Raw genomic sequence first — 17,188 nt, forward strand, 5'->3', positions numbered from 1 at the left:
CAATGATTAATAAAACTCAACCAATGTTACATCGAAAATAACAACCGCATAAGGCCCAATTCTTCCACCAGATCCTTTTTTACCCCAGCCTAACTCAGGCGGCACAAAAAAACGATGGCGCGAACCCACATTCATCATCATTAAACCCTCTTGGTAGCCTTCAATCACCTCGTTTAGTTTAAATTCCATTGTGGAATTTTCCTTATACGTATCATCTAACATTTTGCCACCTAGTAGCATGGCACGCTGATGAACGGTGACTATACTTTCGGCATCAGGTTTAGGTCCATCTCCCGTTTTTATTATTTCGTATTGTAAACCAGTATCGGTTTCAATTATATTTGCTTTTTTAAGATTCTGTTCTAAAAATTCTTCCGATTTTTTTCTGTTTTGTCCAGCAGAACCTCCACTTGGTTTCTTTCCTTTTCCTCCTCTTGCCATTGTTTAAATTTAGGATAACAAAAATAGCAAATATCCTTAATCCTCAATTTTATTGTATTAGAATTTAATTGTTGTAGCAGGCATATTTTAATAGAACAATACGCCAACTATACCGTTTGGCTATTATAAATAAACATTAAGGGTTAAGACTTAAAAAATAATTTAAATTTTATGTTACAAGTAAATAAAACAATACTGTTACTGCTTATTCTATTCTTATCTATTGGAGGAATTTCAGCACAAAAATCTTTTTACGATTATACTGTAAAAACCCTTGAAGGGGAAGAGTATTCGCTATCACAACTTAAAGGGAAAAAAGTGTTGGTAGTAAATACAGCCTCAAAGTGCGGCTTAACTCCACAATATGAAGGGCTGCAAGCTTTGTACGAGAAGTATGGTGGTGATGATTTTGAAATCATCGGATTTCCGGCGAATAATTTTATGAAACAAGAGCCCGGATCAGCAGAAGAAATTAGAGAGTTTTGTACACTTAACTATGGGGTTGATTTTACAATGATGTCAAAGATTTCGGTTAAAGGTGATGATATGGCCCCAGTATACAAATGGCTTACGCAAAAATCGTTAAATGGGGTAGAGGATAGCAATGTTAAATGGAATTTTCAGAAATATTTAATTGATGAAGAAGGGCATTTAGTAAAGGTGATTTCGCCAAAAACTAAACCTGATTCGGATGAGATAATTGATTGGATAAAAAGTAATTAAAAAAATATTATTGTAATGAAGCATTCTTTCTTTTGGTTTAGACGTGATTTACGCTTAGAAGATAATACTGCATTGTATTCTGCTCTTGCCGAAAAAAAGAATGTAATCACGGTTTTTATTTTCGATGACGCTATTTTGAATGAATTGCCCCGAGATGATTCGCGAGTTACTTTTATCTATAATAATTTAAAGAAGATACATCAGCAACTAAAAAAATACAATTCCTCATTATTAGTATTAAAAGGCGATGTACACAAAGTTTGGGAATCGCTGCTTAACGAATATGACGTAGATTCGATCTATTATAATAAAGATTACGAACCGTATGCCATTGATAGAGATTTAAACCTCTACTCCCTTGCCTTAAGTAAAGGAGTAGATGTTTTTCCTTTTAAAGATCATGTTATATTTGAAAAATATGAGATTGTAAAGGCTGATGGAAATCCTTATACTGTTTATACTCCCTATAAGAATAAATGGCTTTCGGAATATAACGGTGTTCGCATTTTGCCTAATATTCAGTTCGATAATTTCTGCCCAGTTTCGTTTCCTTTCCCTCTTATTGAGGATATTGGATTTAAAATATCCAGAATTTGTGTTGAAGATTATAACATTAATGCATTAGATAACTATGCAATTCATCGCGATTATCCGATTCTGAATGCCACAAGTAAGCTAGGTGTGCACCTCCGTTTTGGTACAATAAGTATTAGGCAAGTGTTAAATCAGATACCCACTGATAATGAGGTTTTTATTAGTGAGTTAATTTGGCGCGAATTCTTTATTCAAGTTCTATTTCATCATCCGAATATTGTACATCATAATTTTAGAAGAAAGTATGATGGTATAACATGGCTAAATGAGACTAATGATTTTGAACGTTGGCAATTAGGATTAACTGGTTACCCGTTAGTCGACGCAGGTATGCGAGAGCTTAATGCAACAGGTTATATGCACAATAGAGTAAGGATGGTAACTGCCGGCTTTTTGTGTAAACATCTTTTAATTGATTGGAAATGGGGAGAGGCTTATTTTGCGCAAAAACTACTAGATTATGAGTTGGCTTCAAATAATGGTAATTGGCAATGGGCTGCAGGAACCGGTTGTGATGCTGCACCTTATTTCAGGGTTTTTAACCCCGAGACTCAATTGAAGAAGTTCGATAAGGATTTAGAGTATGTTAAGAAATGGGTTCCTGAGCTAGGAACAGACAAATACCCAAAGCCTATAATAGAACATTCGTTTGCAAGAAAAAGAGCTATTGAGAAGTATAAAAAGGAGCTGTTGTGCTAGTTGCGTTTAAATACCTTACTTATCTTATTAATAATGTATTTGGTGAAACCAAAGTACAGGGTAATAAACAGTGTTATGTTCAAAAACCAAATAATAATAGTATTCATTACTAATGTATCTACTTTTAAATTACCAAACCTTTTAAATGGACTTAAGAAATGTGCTTTAATAAAGCCAGGTTCAGGCTCTTTGTAAATAGGATCAGATTTCTGAATTAATCTATTTTTATGCTCAATAATTTTATTGGTGAAAATATCATTACTGTTTGTTACAAATCGATTCAATTCAGTATTGGTATAATCTCTTTTAAGTTTATTAAAATCTTCTATTGACGAAGCCTTAATAATATCTTTCCTTTTTTGATCGAGAACAATATCTGTATTATTAAAAAGTCGTTTATAGAAACCTTTTTTCCTCTCTAAGTAATCATTAACTGAGGCTGAGACTTCGCTATTATAATCATCAGTATTAAGTAGAGAAATAAAATTTGATTCAGTCTTTGATTTTTTTTCCTCTTTTATAATTTCATCCTGTATCAAGCTTAATATAGAGCCTAATAATTGCGTGTTTTTATTTGTATATGCTTTATCAGCTGCAGTTACTTTAGCTTCTAACAAAGGAATCCAAAACTCTTTTTTAAATTGTGCTTTGCTTTTAATTTTATCGTAAACATAAAAGTTTCTTTCATACTTATTGTTAATGAATTGATCAACACTTAATGCTTCAAAAGCCCATCGAGCAGTTATAATCTCACCAAACCAAGGTACAATATCAGGATCTGATAGTTTAGGATTTAGCTTATCGTAGCTAATAAAAACTCCGGATAAAATGATTTGGGGTATTATTAAAAAAGGAATCGTAATGTAAATATTAACGGCATTTTTAAAGCTATCTGAAATGTTTAACCCAAGTAAATTGGCGAAAATAGAACAGCTAAAAAGTATAATCCAATATTCCCAGAATAGTCCTTTGAGCTCGATAATTGAATTTCCTACAACAACAAATAGTAAAGTTTGAATAGCAGAGATGATACTTAAGATGAACACCTTTGAAAGGAGATAACTTAGGCGACTTAGGTTCAGGAATTTCTCTCGTTTCAGTATTTTTTTGTCGCGAATAATTTCTTCGGCACTAACCGTAAGACCAACAAATATGGCAATAATAACAGCCATTATTATATATACTATAATATTGGGGTTGTTTTGAAATACATAGGAACTATCAGTAGTTTCATCTATGTTATAGTATTTTATTATTGTGGCTAGTATTACTGCTAGTATAGGTGTTTCTATTAGGTTAATTAGTAAATACTGTGTGTTTGAAATTTTTGATAATACATCGCGCTTAACGAATACTAGAAATTGCTTCAGTTTATTCGGAATCTTAAAAGATATAGATGGGAGTACAACAGATTTATTATCGCTCTGTTTTTGTAGTTTGGACTTAAATAAATCATACCACTCCTGGGGTTCCCGCTTTCTTTTCTGCGTAAAACTTCCATATTCATCAACAACATTAGCCGATATAATATTTAGAATCTGCTCTGGGTTTACATTACCACATTTGCTACATTCATTTTCTTCGCGGTTAGCCAGGTTTATGTTCGATTTGAAGTAATTTATACTTTCAATAGGGTCGCCTTCGTAGGCGAGATAACCACCCGTATCAACTACTAAAAGCTGATTAAACATTTTAAAAATATCGCTTGAAGGTTGGTGTATAACTACAAATACTAATTTCCCTTTTAAGCTTAACTCTTTTAATAAGTCGATAATGTTTTCCGAGTCTCTTGAGGATAGACCCGATGTTGGTTCGTCCAGAAAAAGAACTGCAGGTTCCCTTATTAGTTCAAGAGCTATGTTTAATCGTTTGCGTTGACCACCACTAATCTTTTTATTAAGAGGAGACCCAACAACCATGTCCTTGGTTTCAAACAATCCAAGGGAGTTTAATAGGTTTAATACTTTTTTCTTAATGTGAAACTCCGAATAACTATCAAAACAAAGTTTGGCGTTGTAGTATAAATTCTGATAAACAGTTAATTCCTCCATTAAAAGATCATCCTGAGAGACATATCCTATTAAACCATTTACCTTTTCTTTTTCTTTATTGATATCAATTCCGCTAATTGACACCGTTCCTGATTGAGGTGAATTAATGCCACTCAGAACATTTATCAATGTACTTTTACCGGCGCCGCTACTGCCCATTATACCAACAAGATTGCCACATTCGGCTTGAAATGACATCTTTTGTATCCCATTATTATTGTTGGGATATAGGTAGCTTATATCTTTTGCCTCAAAATTAAATGATTGATGAAGGTTATCTGTGTTAAATTTATTTACGATATCACTATAGTAAATAGGTTCAAGGTTTTTAACTCTAACAGAACTACCTGGTTTTATTACATGAATCCTATCAGAATTAGCTAATTGCCCATTAATGGTAAGTTCAGTTCCTTGCTCTGCTTTAAGTAGAAATACATTACCCGATGTAATATTAGCAACTTGAATTTCACTTTGTAGTAGGCTTATGTTTAGATGCTTGGAATGTTTGAATTTGGAGTAATCTAATTTGTTAACTAACAGTATGTTTTTATTGTCGAAGGGATTGCTAAAATCATCAATAACAAAATGTTCAATGAGTAGAAATTCCTCATTACTAATATTAAAAGATTCGGATACTGTTTTTATAAAATCCCTTTCGTAACTACTGATATCAATTCCTTTTTTAAGAAATTCAATTAGTCTTATTGTTACAATAAGTTTCTGAAAGTGAGTAAGTTCTTTATTAATAGCTTTTGCTATACGTAAAGCTTTAACCGAGTTGGCAGTTAAACTCGGTTTAAGTGGATCTTTTTTTTGGAGTCGCTCTAATTTTGCAGCATGAACTAGATAGTGTTTCTCATAAAGTCTAAGATACTCTTTAGTTGTGCTACTATTAAGTTGATTATTAAGAAATACTTTTACGATTTCGCGCCTTTGGTTATTTTCTTTATTCGGGAATGCAATTAAAGCAAATAACTGTACTAAAGCCTTTAATATTTCTTCACTCATTCAAAATTATTCTAAAACCCTTTTGATTTACCAAGTGGCAAATAATGCTGTTATTTATTCTTCATCTAATTTTTGGAAACCAATATACAATAAAGCCATTCCTGATGATTTTTGAGATTCATCAAGTCTTGCTTCAATAATACATTCCATTGAACCAGCCATTTTAAAATCCCAATACTTGGCATTTTGATAATCTGAATTTGAAAATAATAAGTTATGATTGGTATCGTAAACTGAAAATAAAATTGGCTCTTCTGAGGCCGAACATGCCGAAATGCGGTAAACACTTCCGCTTAAGAATGTAGTTTTAAATTCGGCTACTTCATCACCAGTTAAGAATGCTTGTAAGGGTTGACTATTTAAAATGAAATCTGAACTAATTTGTTCTTTACAGGCTTTAAAAGGGTCGTCTTGGCTATTGATATTCGATATGGGTAGTAAAAAAAATGCTACCGTTAATATTAATAATGAAATGGATTTTTTCATAATTATTTGATTTTAGCTTCATTTATAAAGTTGTTTTATTCTTTATAAATGAGGCATTTGATTAATCAGTATTTAGTTATTTATTAAAAGTTCGTTGGGTTATAAATCATTCATTGAAATGAAAATAATAGCCCAATAAATCAAAATCTAAATTAGAAAATATTTATGAATATGCTATGGTAAAACTCTTAACCTGACTAATTTTATCTTTTTTATTGATAAAATAACTCATATTTGCGATTTGAACTAATAAGTAAACTATAAGAACAATGAATAAAAAACTCTTAATAATACCATTATTAATACTGGCATTTCTTGTTAATGCGCAGAATAGTAAAAAGTTAGATTTAGAGGATGTTATTTCTGGCGGTAAGAATTATGCTCAATTCAGGCCAGAATATAAAAAGTATAGTTTTTTAGGAACATCTGATATTATTACACGAAATTCAGGAGATACAATTTACAAGGTTTCTAAAGGGATTGAATCAATCTTGGTTACTAAGGCCAAAATTAACGAGGCTTTATCATCTCATAATATTGAAGAAAATACCTTATGGAATATTTCGTGGTTATCCAATTCTGTACTCTGGAATAAAGTTAAAGGAGGATTGTATGCCTATAATATTGAGAGTAATAAAATAGAATTTGTAATTAAACTTGATTATGACATCAAAGTTTATGATTTTAATGAAGAGAGTAGGTTATTGGCTTATGTTTTAAATGATGATTTATATATTTCAAATAGTAAAAATGAGCATCAATTAATATTAGAGGCAGGTGCCGATAACCGAGTGATAGGTCAATCGGTTCATAGAAATGAGTTTGGTATTACTAACGGTCTTTTCTGGTCTAATAAAGGAACCAAATTGGCATTTTACGATATGGATGAATCTATGGTAACAGATTATCCTCTTGTTGATATTACAACTCGTGTCGCCAGCGAGAAAGATATTAAATATCCAATGGCAGGGATGAAAAGTCATCATGTAAAAGTTGGAGTTTATGATACTGCTACAAAAGAGATCTCTTATTTATCAACAGGAGAGCCAAAAGAAAAATATTTAACTAATGTAAGTTGGTCATTCGATGATACTAACATTCTATTAGCTGAATTAAATAGAGGACAAAATCACATGGAGCTAGTAAAGTACGATGCATCCACTGGAGATAAAATTGCTATGTTATTTGACGAGAAGAGTACTAAATGGGTTGAGCCTGAACATCCGGCTTATAGTTATTCTAAAGATCGTTTTATTTGGCAAAGTGAGCGCGATGGTTATAACCATTTGTATATTTATAATACTCAAGGAAAATTGATAAAGCAATTAACCAAAGGAGATTGGGTTGTTACAAAATTCTGTGGCTTGGATAGCAATAATAAGTATGCTTATTTTGAAGGTACAAAAGATGGTTCTTTAGATCGAAATTTGTATAAAGTATCTCTTTCATCAGAAAAGATCACTAAGCTTTCATCTGTAAGTGCATACCATAGTTTTAGTTTGAGTAATTCAAAGAACTGGGCAATTGATATGTATTCAAATCAAAATACACCACGTGTTATAGGTTTGTTAAATACTAAAAATAGCAAGTTTACAGAATTGTTTAGAGCTGAAAATCCTTATGAGGGCTATGAGATTGGACAAGTAAAGTTAACTTCGATTAAGGCCGCAGATGGAAAAACTGATTTAAATGGTAGAATTATTTTGCCTCCTAATTTTGATGCATCAAAGAAATATCCGGTAGTTGTATATGTGTATGGCGGACCACATGCGCAATTGGTAACAAATACCTGGTTGGGCGGAGCTCGTGCTTGGCAGTTGTTAATGGCTCAAAAGGGTTATATTGCATTCACCATGGATAATAGAGGAACTCCGTATAGAGGAACTGAATTTGAGCAAGCCATACACCGTAGACTGGGCGAAATAGAGGCTGCAGATCAAATGGAAGGAATTAAGTATTTAAAGTCTTTACCTTATGTAGATTCTGAGAGAATTGGAGTGCATGGTTGGAGTTTTGGTGGCTTCATGACAATCAATTTAATGGAAAAGTTTCCAGATGTGTTTAAAGTAGGTGTTTCTGGAGGTCCTGTTACTGATTGGAAATATTACGAAGTAATGTACGGAGAGCGTTATATGGATTCTCCTGAAGAAAATCCTGAAGGATATGCAAAGAGTAATTTAAATACCAGGGTTGAATCTATTGAAGGTCGCTTATTAGTAATTCATGGTGCAATTGACCCAACGGTTGTATGGCAACATAGTTTATATTTTATAGAGGAGTGTATAAAAAAACGAGTTCAAGTAGATTATTTTGTTTATCCAACACACGAGCATAATGTTCTTGGTCCGGATAGGGTTCACTTGATGGAAAAAGTAACACGATATTTTGATGATTTTTTATAGCGTAAAGTACTAAATTATCATACAAATGTTTTAATTTGCCTGCTTTGATGACTCAAGGCAGGCATTTTCATTTATTAGATTAATTAAAGAATCATGAAACTAATTACAAGCAGCACTATATTTTCACTTCTAGCCCTACTAATATTCACTTCTTGTGGTCCTAATCCAACAGAAGAAGCCATGAAAAAATACAATAAGGCTGTCTCTTTATTTCAGGATGGATCTTATAATAGTGCTAAATTGGTTATTGATACCTTGCTTGTTGATTACGAATCGGAAATTGAATATGTTGTTAAGGCAGAAAACTTACTGCGTGAAATTAAAATTGATGAACAAAAAAGGAATTTACTATTTCTTGATACCGCTTTGCAAGAGCAACAAGTTATTTTAGATAAGTTGATGAAAAATTTTACCATATCTAAGGAATACGGATCGAAAGAAGTACTAATCCATAAGCGACAAAAGCCGCAAAACTCTTACAATAGAATATATTTACGAGCCCATCTGGACTACAAGGGGAACTTTTATATTTCGAGCCGATACTCTGGTGACCATTATATAAATCACAACCAAATTAGAGTTTATAATCAAGGACAGAGTGTAATTAGTTCTGAAGTTTCTCCTGATGGCTTTAATAACCGAAAATTTGAAGATAGTGGTTCATTTTGGGAAGTGGTGAATTATAAAGATGGTAAAGACAACGGAATAATTGATTTTATTGCACAAAATACTGATAAACCTTTAAAAGCAGTTTTAATAGGGAAGGAGCATTCTTATATTGTTCTTGAGAAATTCGATAAAGAAGCCATTAGAGATGGCTATGAGATATCATTCGTTCTAAAAGAGATAGCGAGTATTAAGGAGCAAATTAGTAATGTAAATACGGAGTTAAAGAGGTTAATGTAGAATTTCGTAATTTAAAGTTATAACTTAATCAAAAAAAAAAAACTCTTAAAAAAAATGGTTATATTTTTAAACTAGAAATATGTTTTTCGCATAGTTTAAAATAAGGAACCAATGTCCTATTCTAAAATACTATTAGTTAGTCTAATTATACTGATTCAAAGTTTTAGTGTAAATGCTCAAATAAACTCCCTTGATCATTACAAAGAAATTAATCAGAATAATACTGCAGAGGTAATACATTTTAATGATACCATTAATGTATTCAATGGCTACAATGTTGAGTTTAACATCTTTGATAATGATGTTATTCCTGAAGATACAGTTTTAGTAACGGAGTTAATTAACCCAAATGATCTTTATGGAGTTATAGATGATTTAGGAGATGGCAATTTTAGATATCAATCAATTGCAGATAATAAATGCCTTGAAGAATCTATAATCTGTAGAATATGTGATCGTTCGGATAATTGTCAAGAATCGCTAATATATTTTATTGTCACGTTGATTGATTCAGACGGAGATAATATACCCGATTATATTGAACAGGAGTATTGGAATACTGATGGAGATGATTTTCCTGATTATGGGGATACAGATTCTGATGGAGATGGAATACCTGATTTGATAGAAGGTGGAATCGAAGATCCTTGTAATTTCGATCCTAATATTTATCCTTTAGATACCAATGGAGATGGGATTCACGATTATAGAAATTTAGATTCTGATGGAGATGGTATTCCAGATTCGGTAGAAGGGATTGAAGATTGCGATGGTGATGGAATACCTAATTACAGAGACTACTATGATGATTGCGCCTCGCGATTGGCGGCTGTTGAAACTTTTTCTCCCAATAGAGATGGTATAAACGATTATTTCACAATTAAAGGTCTGGCTGATTTTCCTGATAATGAATTATTTGTTTACAATCGTTGGGGCGGAAGAGTTTATTATATGCAAAACTATAATAATCAGTGGGATGGTACATCTCAAGAGTCGGGGATAGGTACATCGGATTTACCAGAGGGTACATACTTTTATGTATTAAAACTAGTTAATAACCAAGTAATAAAAGGCACAGTCTTTTTAAAGCGATAAGAAGGATGAATAAAAGAACTTTATACAGCTTAATAGTATTTGTGCTTCTAACCATACTCGTTAGTCCAAAAAGTAGAGCACAACAAGATCCCATGTACAGTCAGTATATGTTTAATACTTTGCCTATTAATCCTGCGTATGCAGGTAGTAGAGAAATGTTAAGTGCTCTATTGTTAGGGCGTCAACAATGGGTTGGCTTTGATGGAGCACCAAATACAGCCACTTTTTCTATCCACTCCCCTTTGTATAAAGGCTTGGCCGGGGGAACCTCAATAATTTATGATACTTATGGTCCTGTAAAAAACACAACTTTTAATATTGATTTTGCATACCATTTAAAAACAGGTGAGCATTCGAAGTTGTCGTTTGGAATTAATGGAACTGCAAATTTTTATACCGTTGATTATACGCATTTAACTAAGCAAACGGCAATGGATGATGCCTACTTAAATGCAGTTCAGCAAGAGTGGTTGCCCAATGTTGGTTTTGGCTTGTATTTTTATGCTCCCAATTACTATGTTGGTTTATCTTCTCCTCGAATTATTGAAAATACTTACGACTCAGACTCCGATAGTGAATCAAAAGAAGTGAGACACTATTATGCAATGGCAGGTTATGTGTATCATTTATCAGAAACCTTTGTTTTACGTCCTTCTTTATTAGTACGTGCTTCAGAAGGTGGCCCATTTAATTTTGATTTCAATTTATATGCAATATTTTACGATAAACTATGGCTTGGAGCAATGTATCGATTAGATAGTGCTTATGGTGCAGCGGTGCAATATCAGATAAGCCCCCAAGTTAAGGTTGGCTATGCATACGATATGAGTACGAATGAGCTAAGTTCATACCATAGTGGATCTCATGAATTAATGATAAGCTACGATTTCAATTTTAATAGAACCAAGATTTATAATCCGAGGTATTTCTAGTTTTTTTAAACATTAAAAATTGGTAGGGTATTGAGTAATTCTTATAGAAGTAATTAATTGACTAGAATTCTAATTCCATGAAACTATTTAATGCAATGAATAATAAATATATCCTATTACTTACTCTAGTTATAATTTATTCGATCAATAGTTTTTCTCAGTCAAAAAAACTTATTGAGGCAGATTCATATTATAATGAGTTTAATTATTCAGAGGCTTTAAAAGCCTATAAAAAAGCTTTTAAAAAGAATGAATCAGTTTACTACATTTCTACTCGAATTGCAGACTGTTATAGTAGGTTAGGAGATTCTTATCAGTCTATTGCTTGGTATGAAGAAGCCACGGCTCTTCCTTCGGCTGATGAAGATGTTTTTCTCCGACTTTCATTAGAATATCGTAAAGTTAAAGAATACGAAAAATCCGATCATATTCTCGAAAAGTATCAAAAGAGAAAAGGTCTTTCTATCGATGATCAGTCTATAGAAGAGGAAAATAGTATTGATTACTTAATGAGTGATTCAAAATCCTATGAGGTTTTCCATTTAAACATTAATACGCCCTATTCTGATTTCGGACCAATGATTTATCAAGATCAATTAATTTTCTCATCGAATATGCCAGTTGAGGATGCTATAAATAGGTCTGATGTGCGGAATAAAAAAGGGTTTTATAAACTGTATAGCGCCAAAAGAAATAGTCTAGTAGCGTTTAGTAAAGCAAAACCATTTGATAAGGCTTTCAGAACTAAATATAATGATGGGCCAATATCCTTTAATACTGGTGCTACGGTGTCATTCATCACACAAAATAGTGAAAAAGAAGATGGTGCATCACATATGCATATCTATATGAAAAGGAAGGAAGATGGAGAATGGCCTAAAAAGTCCATTCCAATTCCGATTATTCAAAAAGGGTATTCCTTTATGCATGCATCATTTTCAAGCGAAGGCGATAAAATGTACTTTGCTTCAGACATGCCTGGAGGCTACGGAGGTACAGATATTTATGTCTCTCATTATCATAACGGCTTCTTAAGCCCTCCAATCAATTTAGGACCCAATATTAATACACCGGCTAATGAATTATTCCCTTTTTGTAATTCAAATGATGTTTTGTTTTTTACTTCAGAAGGACATTATGGTTTAGGTGGTTTAGATATCTTTTATGCTTATCCTGATAGTGAAATGTTTGGAAAAGCTAAAAATATAGGTTATCCAATTAATACTTCTTCAGACGATTTTAATTTAGTTATCATAAATGGAAAAAATAGTGGGTATTTCTGTTCTAATAGGGCTGGAGGTAAAGGTGATGATGATATTTATGCATTCACCCACAACAAAGAGTTTAAGAATTATAAACTAGCAGGTAAAGTTATAGCAGCAGCAGATAGGAGACCAGTTCTTGACGCTGAAGTTGTGGTTTTTACAAATGATAAATTAGTTAAAACTATAAAAACTACTCTTGAAGGAGAGTTCTTCTTCTATGTTGATTCTATTGATGATTGTAAGGTAGTTGTAAAGCATAAAAACTATGAAGAAGAAACTTACGAGATTGACTCTTCTTACTTGCAAGATAACTTCATTATCTACCTTGTTAAATAAAGGTTATATAATAAGTATCTCACATTAGTAACTTCTCATCTAAAACTGTTTATTCTCTATTAATGTGTATCTTTGTAAAAGTTATGCCAAATCTTTAACATTACTATGAGATTAAGATACATTACTATATTAAGTGTATTCGTTGTAATATACTTTACCATTATTACTGATTTTACGGTGATAAAGAAGGAAGGTAAACATTATGGAACTTCCGTTGATGAACTGCAGGCCAATTATAGAAATAAAAAGATTCAACGAAGGCTTAATGGTTACGCAAAGCCCGATAAGCCCGATAAGTATGTTGAATATTTTAACAATATTAAGAAGAGAGAGGGTAGTATAAATTATTCAGCAAATTACAAACAAGAAGCCTTAAAATCAGCGCTTAAAAGAAATCAATTACTAAAGTCTACTACAGAAAAATTAGATTGGAAACAATTAGGACCTGCTAACGTTGGCGGTCGAACCCGAGCCATCATTATTGATCCAGAAGATCCGAGCGGAAGTACATGGTTTGCAGGCGCCGTAGCAGGTGGGGTTTGGAAAACAATTAATAAAGGAGAAACTTGGGATATAATCTCACCCAACTTACCGAATTTAGCTATTTCAAGTATGGCGATGGCTAAATCAAACCCTTCTGTAATATATGCAGGTACTGGTGAAGGGTATTTTAATATTGATGCTGTTCGAGGAGATGGAATTTTTAAAACTACAGATAAAGGTGAGACCTGGCAGCAATTGGAGTATACTGCAAATAATGAAGAATTTAATTATATAAATAGTATTGTAGTTAGTAATGACGATGAAAATTTAGTTATTTGCGCAACGAATAGTGGTATCTATAAATCAGATGATGGCGGAATAAATTGGTTAAAAGTAAGTCTCATTGATGGGCGTTATCAAAAACTAATTCAACACCCAATTGATATTAATGTCTATTGGGCTGCTTGCCATAATAATGGAGTTTATAAAAGTGATGATGGTGGTGATTCGTGGTATCAAACAGAAACATTTGGTGGTGGTGCTAATAGAATAGAACTAGCCATTTCAAACAATAATCCAGATGTTTTATTTGCCTTAACGGAAGACTCAAAAGTATATTTTTCTGAAGATGGTGGTTTAGAGTGGGGAGAAGCCATTGACGAAGATGAAACCGATTTCTTAAGTGGTCAAGGTTGGTATAATAATGTAATTGCAGCTCACCCGAATAATACCATGTCTGGTTATATCGGAGGAGTTGATCTATTTTCCTTTACGATAGGTGAAGAAATTAAGACAAGCAATAGAGCTTACACAGTAAATACAACAAGTTCTGATTATTTTGAGCCTCATAATAGTAGGGGGAGTTTTCAAAATGGAGCAGTACTAGTATATGATGAGTATAATAATGTAAGTGATGAGATTGAAATACAATTCGGAACAGGAAAATCTCAAAAGGCACATGTTTTTGTAAATAAAAACTTATCGAATGATTATTCGCAAGATATTAAAGATGATTTACAACTTCTAAAGTACGATTCGAAATATGTGACTGTTCCGTTTGAGGTAATTAATAAACGTACAAATACGAAATTAAACGCCTCTTTTATAGATTCTAATAAGAATGGGAAATTTGATTTGTATGATGGAGCTTATGAAGTAATAATTGTTCATAACAGTACATATTCAAATTCTTACAATAGCCAAATAGTATCAAAAAATGGGAACGAAAAAATATTAGGAACAGCTTCCTTAACTTCTTCTAGTTGGGATGAAACCAATGTTCCTAACTATACAATTAGCATTAATCCTTACGAGTTAAGTAATCGAACGCTAAAAAGTGAGCGGATTACCAGATGGAGCCTACCCGTGGATGATGAAAATTATTCTCATGCAGATCATCATAGTATTAATGTTATAGATAAGTCAGGAGGTGATTTCGAAATATTAGTTGGAAATGACGGTGGGTTAAGTCTATCGGAAGATGGAGGGTATAATTGGAAAACGAGAATCAACGGCTACATAAGCTCTCAATTTTATGGTATTGATCGTCATCCATCAAAGTATTTATATTTTGGAGGGATGCAAGATAATGGAAGTTATATTTCTCCGGAAAACCCAGATAAAGATTCAGAATGGAGTGCGACTTTAAGTGGTGATGGATTTGATGTAGCTTGGCATAGCCGTAAACCTGATCATTTTATTGGAAGCTATTATTATAATATTCTTGAGAAATCTAGGGATGGGGGGGAGCATTTTCAGTCTCTAGAGAATGTAGTCCCTGATGTTGGAGATGGAAACAAGGCTCCATTTGTAACTTGTTTGGCAAACTCAGATGTAGATCCCGATTTATTATTTCTTGGTGGTGTGTCTGGCATTAGTCGTTCGGATGACTTTGGCAGTTCATGGTCTATTGCTGAGATGGGATCAAATTGGGGATATAGTATAGGTTATGCACCAAAAATTGAAATCAGCCAGGCCAACCCCGAAATAGTTTGGGCTGGTGTTAAATTATCGTCAGACTCTAGACTGCAGTTATCAGTGGATGGAGGTAGAAGCTTTAAAGAAATAGCTAACCCTGTAAATAACTATATTATATCCAATATAGTAACGCATCCTCTCTATCCTCAAACCGCATATGTTTTATTTTCTCATGCCAATTTCCCAAAAATACTAAGAACAACAGATTTAGGTGAAACTTGGGAAGATATAACCGGGTTTGGGACCTCTGGTAGTAGTACAAGTAGTAATGGATTTCCTAACGTAGCTACCCTTTCTATGTTAGTAGCACCCGAAAAACCAAATGAATTATGGGCAGGTACTGAAATAGGTCTTTTTATTTCTAAAGATAATGGTACCTCATGGGAGTATTCTGATAATGGATTACCAGCAGTTTCAATTTGGGATATGAATTGTAAAGGAGATGAAATAGTACTTGCTACACATGGTTTAGGAGTTTGGACACTTAAAAGAGAAGGCGTTACAAATACGCTTAAACACCCATATATCGTAGATGCAAGCTCTAGTCCTAAGCAAGAACTGATAATTAGTTCTATCGCTGATGTTGAGTATGATTCCTTGCAAATATATATAAATGATGAAATAGTTAATATAGAGTATAACACACCTCTAGGTAGCAGAAATAATATTATTAGTATTGAATCCTTAAATGATATTAAGCTTAAATTAGTTGGTTATATAGGAGAAGTGGCTTATATATCAAACACCAAATATCTCAGTTTACTAGATATCAAAGATCCTGTAAATTCATATGTTAACAATTTCTCCTATAAATTTGAAGATTTCTATGGTGATGGTTTTAAAGTCTCGCGAGGTATTTTAGATAACAATGCTATTCAATCAAATCATCCCTATGAAAAAGATGTAGATCTAACTTATCAATTGAAGTATCCAATTATAGTTTCTGACGATGAAGATACGGCATTTATAGAATATGAAGATATTGCATTTGTTGAAGAAGGAGAGGTAGGTGCTACATTTTTAGATCAATCATTTTATGATTATGCAATAGTTGAGGCTACATTAAATGGAATCGATTGGATACCTATTATTGAAGGTTATGATTATTCATATAATGCTGAATGGAAGAGTTCTGGAAGAAATGTAGACTCATCGCCAAAACAAAGCGATTATACAAAACATCATATTAATCTTTTAGATTTCTTTAATCCTCAGGATACAATTTTGATTCGGTTTAGGTTGTTTTCAGATGAAGAGGTAACAGGCTGGGGTTGGGCTATTGATAATCTTAAAATTCAGGATTCCACATTTCTTAGAGTTGATGATATCGAATTTGAAGTCTCGATTAAACCAAATCCAATTAAAAACGGACTTCTCCATATTGATATAGAAGATGCTTATCAAGGAAATTTAGATCTAAAGATTTATGATTTATCAGGTAAAATTATTTATTCAGAACTTGTAAATAAAAACCTAGGTAGTTTTAAGCTTACTCGAAATATTAATTTTCCTACTGGGGGGGTGTTTATTGTGAACCTAATGATGAACGAAAGAAATGTGACTAAAAAGGTACTTGTTATACATTAATGATAATTCACCTTTAATTATATTAAAAGGAGATTGTCTTTTACTTCTAAAAACTATTTTGTAATTTAGAATGAACAAATAGTGCTCGCATTAGTTATCTGATCTTCTGATTTTTATATTAATCTTATTTAGATTGATTAAAAATAAAATAAAAAAAGACTTGTGTATCTTTTGTTAGTGAGATAATATCCTTTATATTTGTT

The 17,188-nt window shown here is 32.6% G+C and carries 11 protein-coding genes; 8 read left to right on the plus strand and 3 right to left on the minus strand.

Annotated features, from left to right (window positions below):
- Positions 1-6: 6 nt before the first annotated feature.
- On the minus strand, positions 7-441 hold the full coding sequence (locus tag A8B35_RS18265; RefSeq protein WP_075603640.1) for an FKBP-type peptidyl-prolyl cis-trans isomerase: 435 nt from the start codon (positions 439-441) through the stop codon (positions 7-9).
- 171 nt (positions 442-612) lie between these two features.
- On the opposite strand from A8B35_RS18265, the gene A8B35_RS18270 reads away from it, so the two are divergent.
- Entirely contained in the window at positions 613-1,164 is a 552-nt protein-coding gene (locus tag A8B35_RS18270) for a glutathione peroxidase (RefSeq protein WP_075603641.1), read from the plus strand.
- Positions 1,165-1,179: 15 nt separating this feature from the next.
- Entirely contained in the window at positions 1,180-2,457 is a 1,278-nt protein-coding gene (locus tag A8B35_RS18275; RefSeq protein WP_075603642.1) for a cryptochrome/photolyase family protein, read from the plus strand.
- Here A8B35_RS18275 and A8B35_RS18280 read toward each other — a convergent pair.
- A complete protein-coding gene (locus A8B35_RS18280) occupies positions 2,454-5,516 on the minus strand; it encodes an ATP-binding cassette domain-containing protein (RefSeq protein WP_075603643.1) in 3,063 nt (1,020 codons plus the stop codon). The two genes, A8B35_RS18275 and A8B35_RS18280, sit on opposite strands and share 4 nt — an antisense overlap.
- Positions 5,517-5,570: 54 nt before the next feature.
- Positions 5,571-6,002 (minus strand): hypothetical protein, encoded by a 432-nt coding sequence (locus A8B35_RS18285; protein ID WP_245820817.1) that lies wholly within the window; start codon positions 6,000-6,002, stop codon positions 5,571-5,573.
- Positions 6,003-6,271: 269 nt separating this feature from the next.
- Here A8B35_RS18285 and A8B35_RS18290 point away from each other — a divergent pair, with 269 nt between their 5' ends.
- From A8B35_RS18290 to A8B35_RS18315, 6 genes are all read left to right on the plus strand, one after another.
- The gene (locus A8B35_RS18290; RefSeq protein WP_075603645.1) at positions 6,272-8,404 is read left to right on the plus strand and encodes a S9 family peptidase; all 2,133 of its coding nucleotides are present in this window, start codon (positions 6,272-6,274) and stop codon (positions 8,402-8,404) included.
- Positions 8,405-8,497: 93 nt separating this feature from the next.
- Positions 8,498-9,310, plus strand: a complete 813-nt coding sequence (locus tag A8B35_RS18295) for a hypothetical protein (RefSeq protein WP_075603646.1) — start codon at positions 8,498-8,500, stop codon at positions 9,308-9,310.
- 111 nt (positions 9,311-9,421) lie between these two features.
- Positions 9,422-10,405 carry a gliding motility-associated C-terminal domain-containing protein gene (locus tag A8B35_RS18300; RefSeq protein ID WP_075603647.1) on the plus strand — a complete coding sequence of 328 codons (984 nt, stop codon included), beginning with the start codon at positions 9,422-9,424 and terminating at the stop codon, positions 10,403-10,405.
- Positions 10,406-10,410: 5 nt separating this feature from the next.
- Complete coding sequence (locus tag A8B35_RS18305; RefSeq protein ID WP_075603648.1) at positions 10,411-11,337, plus strand: PorP/SprF family type IX secretion system membrane protein; 927 nt, start codon at positions 10,411-10,413, stop codon at positions 11,335-11,337.
- A 77-nt stretch (positions 11,338-11,414) separates the two neighbouring features.
- Positions 11,415-12,938: a tetratricopeptide repeat protein gene (locus tag A8B35_RS18310; protein WP_075603649.1), complete on the plus strand. Its 1,524-nt coding sequence runs from the start codon at positions 11,415-11,417 to the stop codon at positions 12,936-12,938.
- Positions 12,939-13,043: 105 nt separating this feature from the next.
- The gene (locus A8B35_RS18315) at positions 13,044-16,985 is read left to right on the plus strand and encodes a T9SS type A sorting domain-containing protein (protein WP_075603650.1); all 3,942 of its coding nucleotides are present in this window, start codon (positions 13,044-13,046) and stop codon (positions 16,983-16,985) included.
- Positions 16,986-17,188 lie beyond the last annotated feature (203 nt).

The sequence above is a fragment of the Saccharicrinis aurantiacus genome (assembly GCF_001660705.2).
Lineage (GTDB): Bacteria > Bacteroidota > Bacteroidia > Bacteroidales > Marinilabiliaceae > Saccharicrinis > Saccharicrinis aurantiacus.

Bases quoted from the DNA above. Each gene is read 5' to 3' on its own strand.
- A8B35_RS18295 (WP_075603646.1), top strand. From the start codon at position 8,498: ATGAAACTAATTACAAGCAGCACTATATTTTCACTTCTAGCCCTACTA.
- A8B35_RS18290 (WP_075603645.1), top strand. From the start codon at position 6,272: ATGAATAAAAAACTCTTAATAATACCATTATTAATACTGGCATTTCTT.
- A8B35_RS18265 (WP_075603640.1), bottom strand. From the start codon at position 441: ATGGCAAGAGGAGGAAAAGGAAAGAAACCAAGTGGAGGTTCTGCTGGA.
- A8B35_RS18315 (WP_075603650.1), top strand. From the start codon at position 13,044: ATGAGATTAAGATACATTACTATATTAAGTGTATTCGTTGTAATATAC.
- A8B35_RS18305 (WP_075603648.1), top strand. From the start codon at position 10,411: ATGAATAAAAGAACTTTATACAGCTTAATAGTATTTGTGCTTCTAACC.
- A8B35_RS18300 (WP_075603647.1), top strand. From the start codon at position 9,422: ATGTCCTATTCTAAAATACTATTAGTTAGTCTAATTATACTGATTCAA.
- A8B35_RS18270 (WP_075603641.1), top strand. From the start codon at position 613: ATGTTACAAGTAAATAAAACAATACTGTTACTGCTTATTCTATTCTTA.
- A8B35_RS18285 (WP_245820817.1), bottom strand. From the start codon at position 6,002: ATGAAAAAATCCATTTCATTATTAATATTAACGGTAGCATTTTTTTTA.
- A8B35_RS18280 (WP_075603643.1), bottom strand. From the start codon at position 5,516: ATGAGTGAAGAAATATTAAAGGCTTTAGTACAGTTATTTGCTTTAATT.
- A8B35_RS18310 (WP_075603649.1), top strand. From the start codon at position 11,415: ATGAAACTATTTAATGCAATGAATAATAAATATATCCTATTACTTACT.
- A8B35_RS18275 (WP_075603642.1), top strand. From the start codon at position 1,180: ATGAAGCATTCTTTCTTTTGGTTTAGACGTGATTTACGCTTAGAAGAT.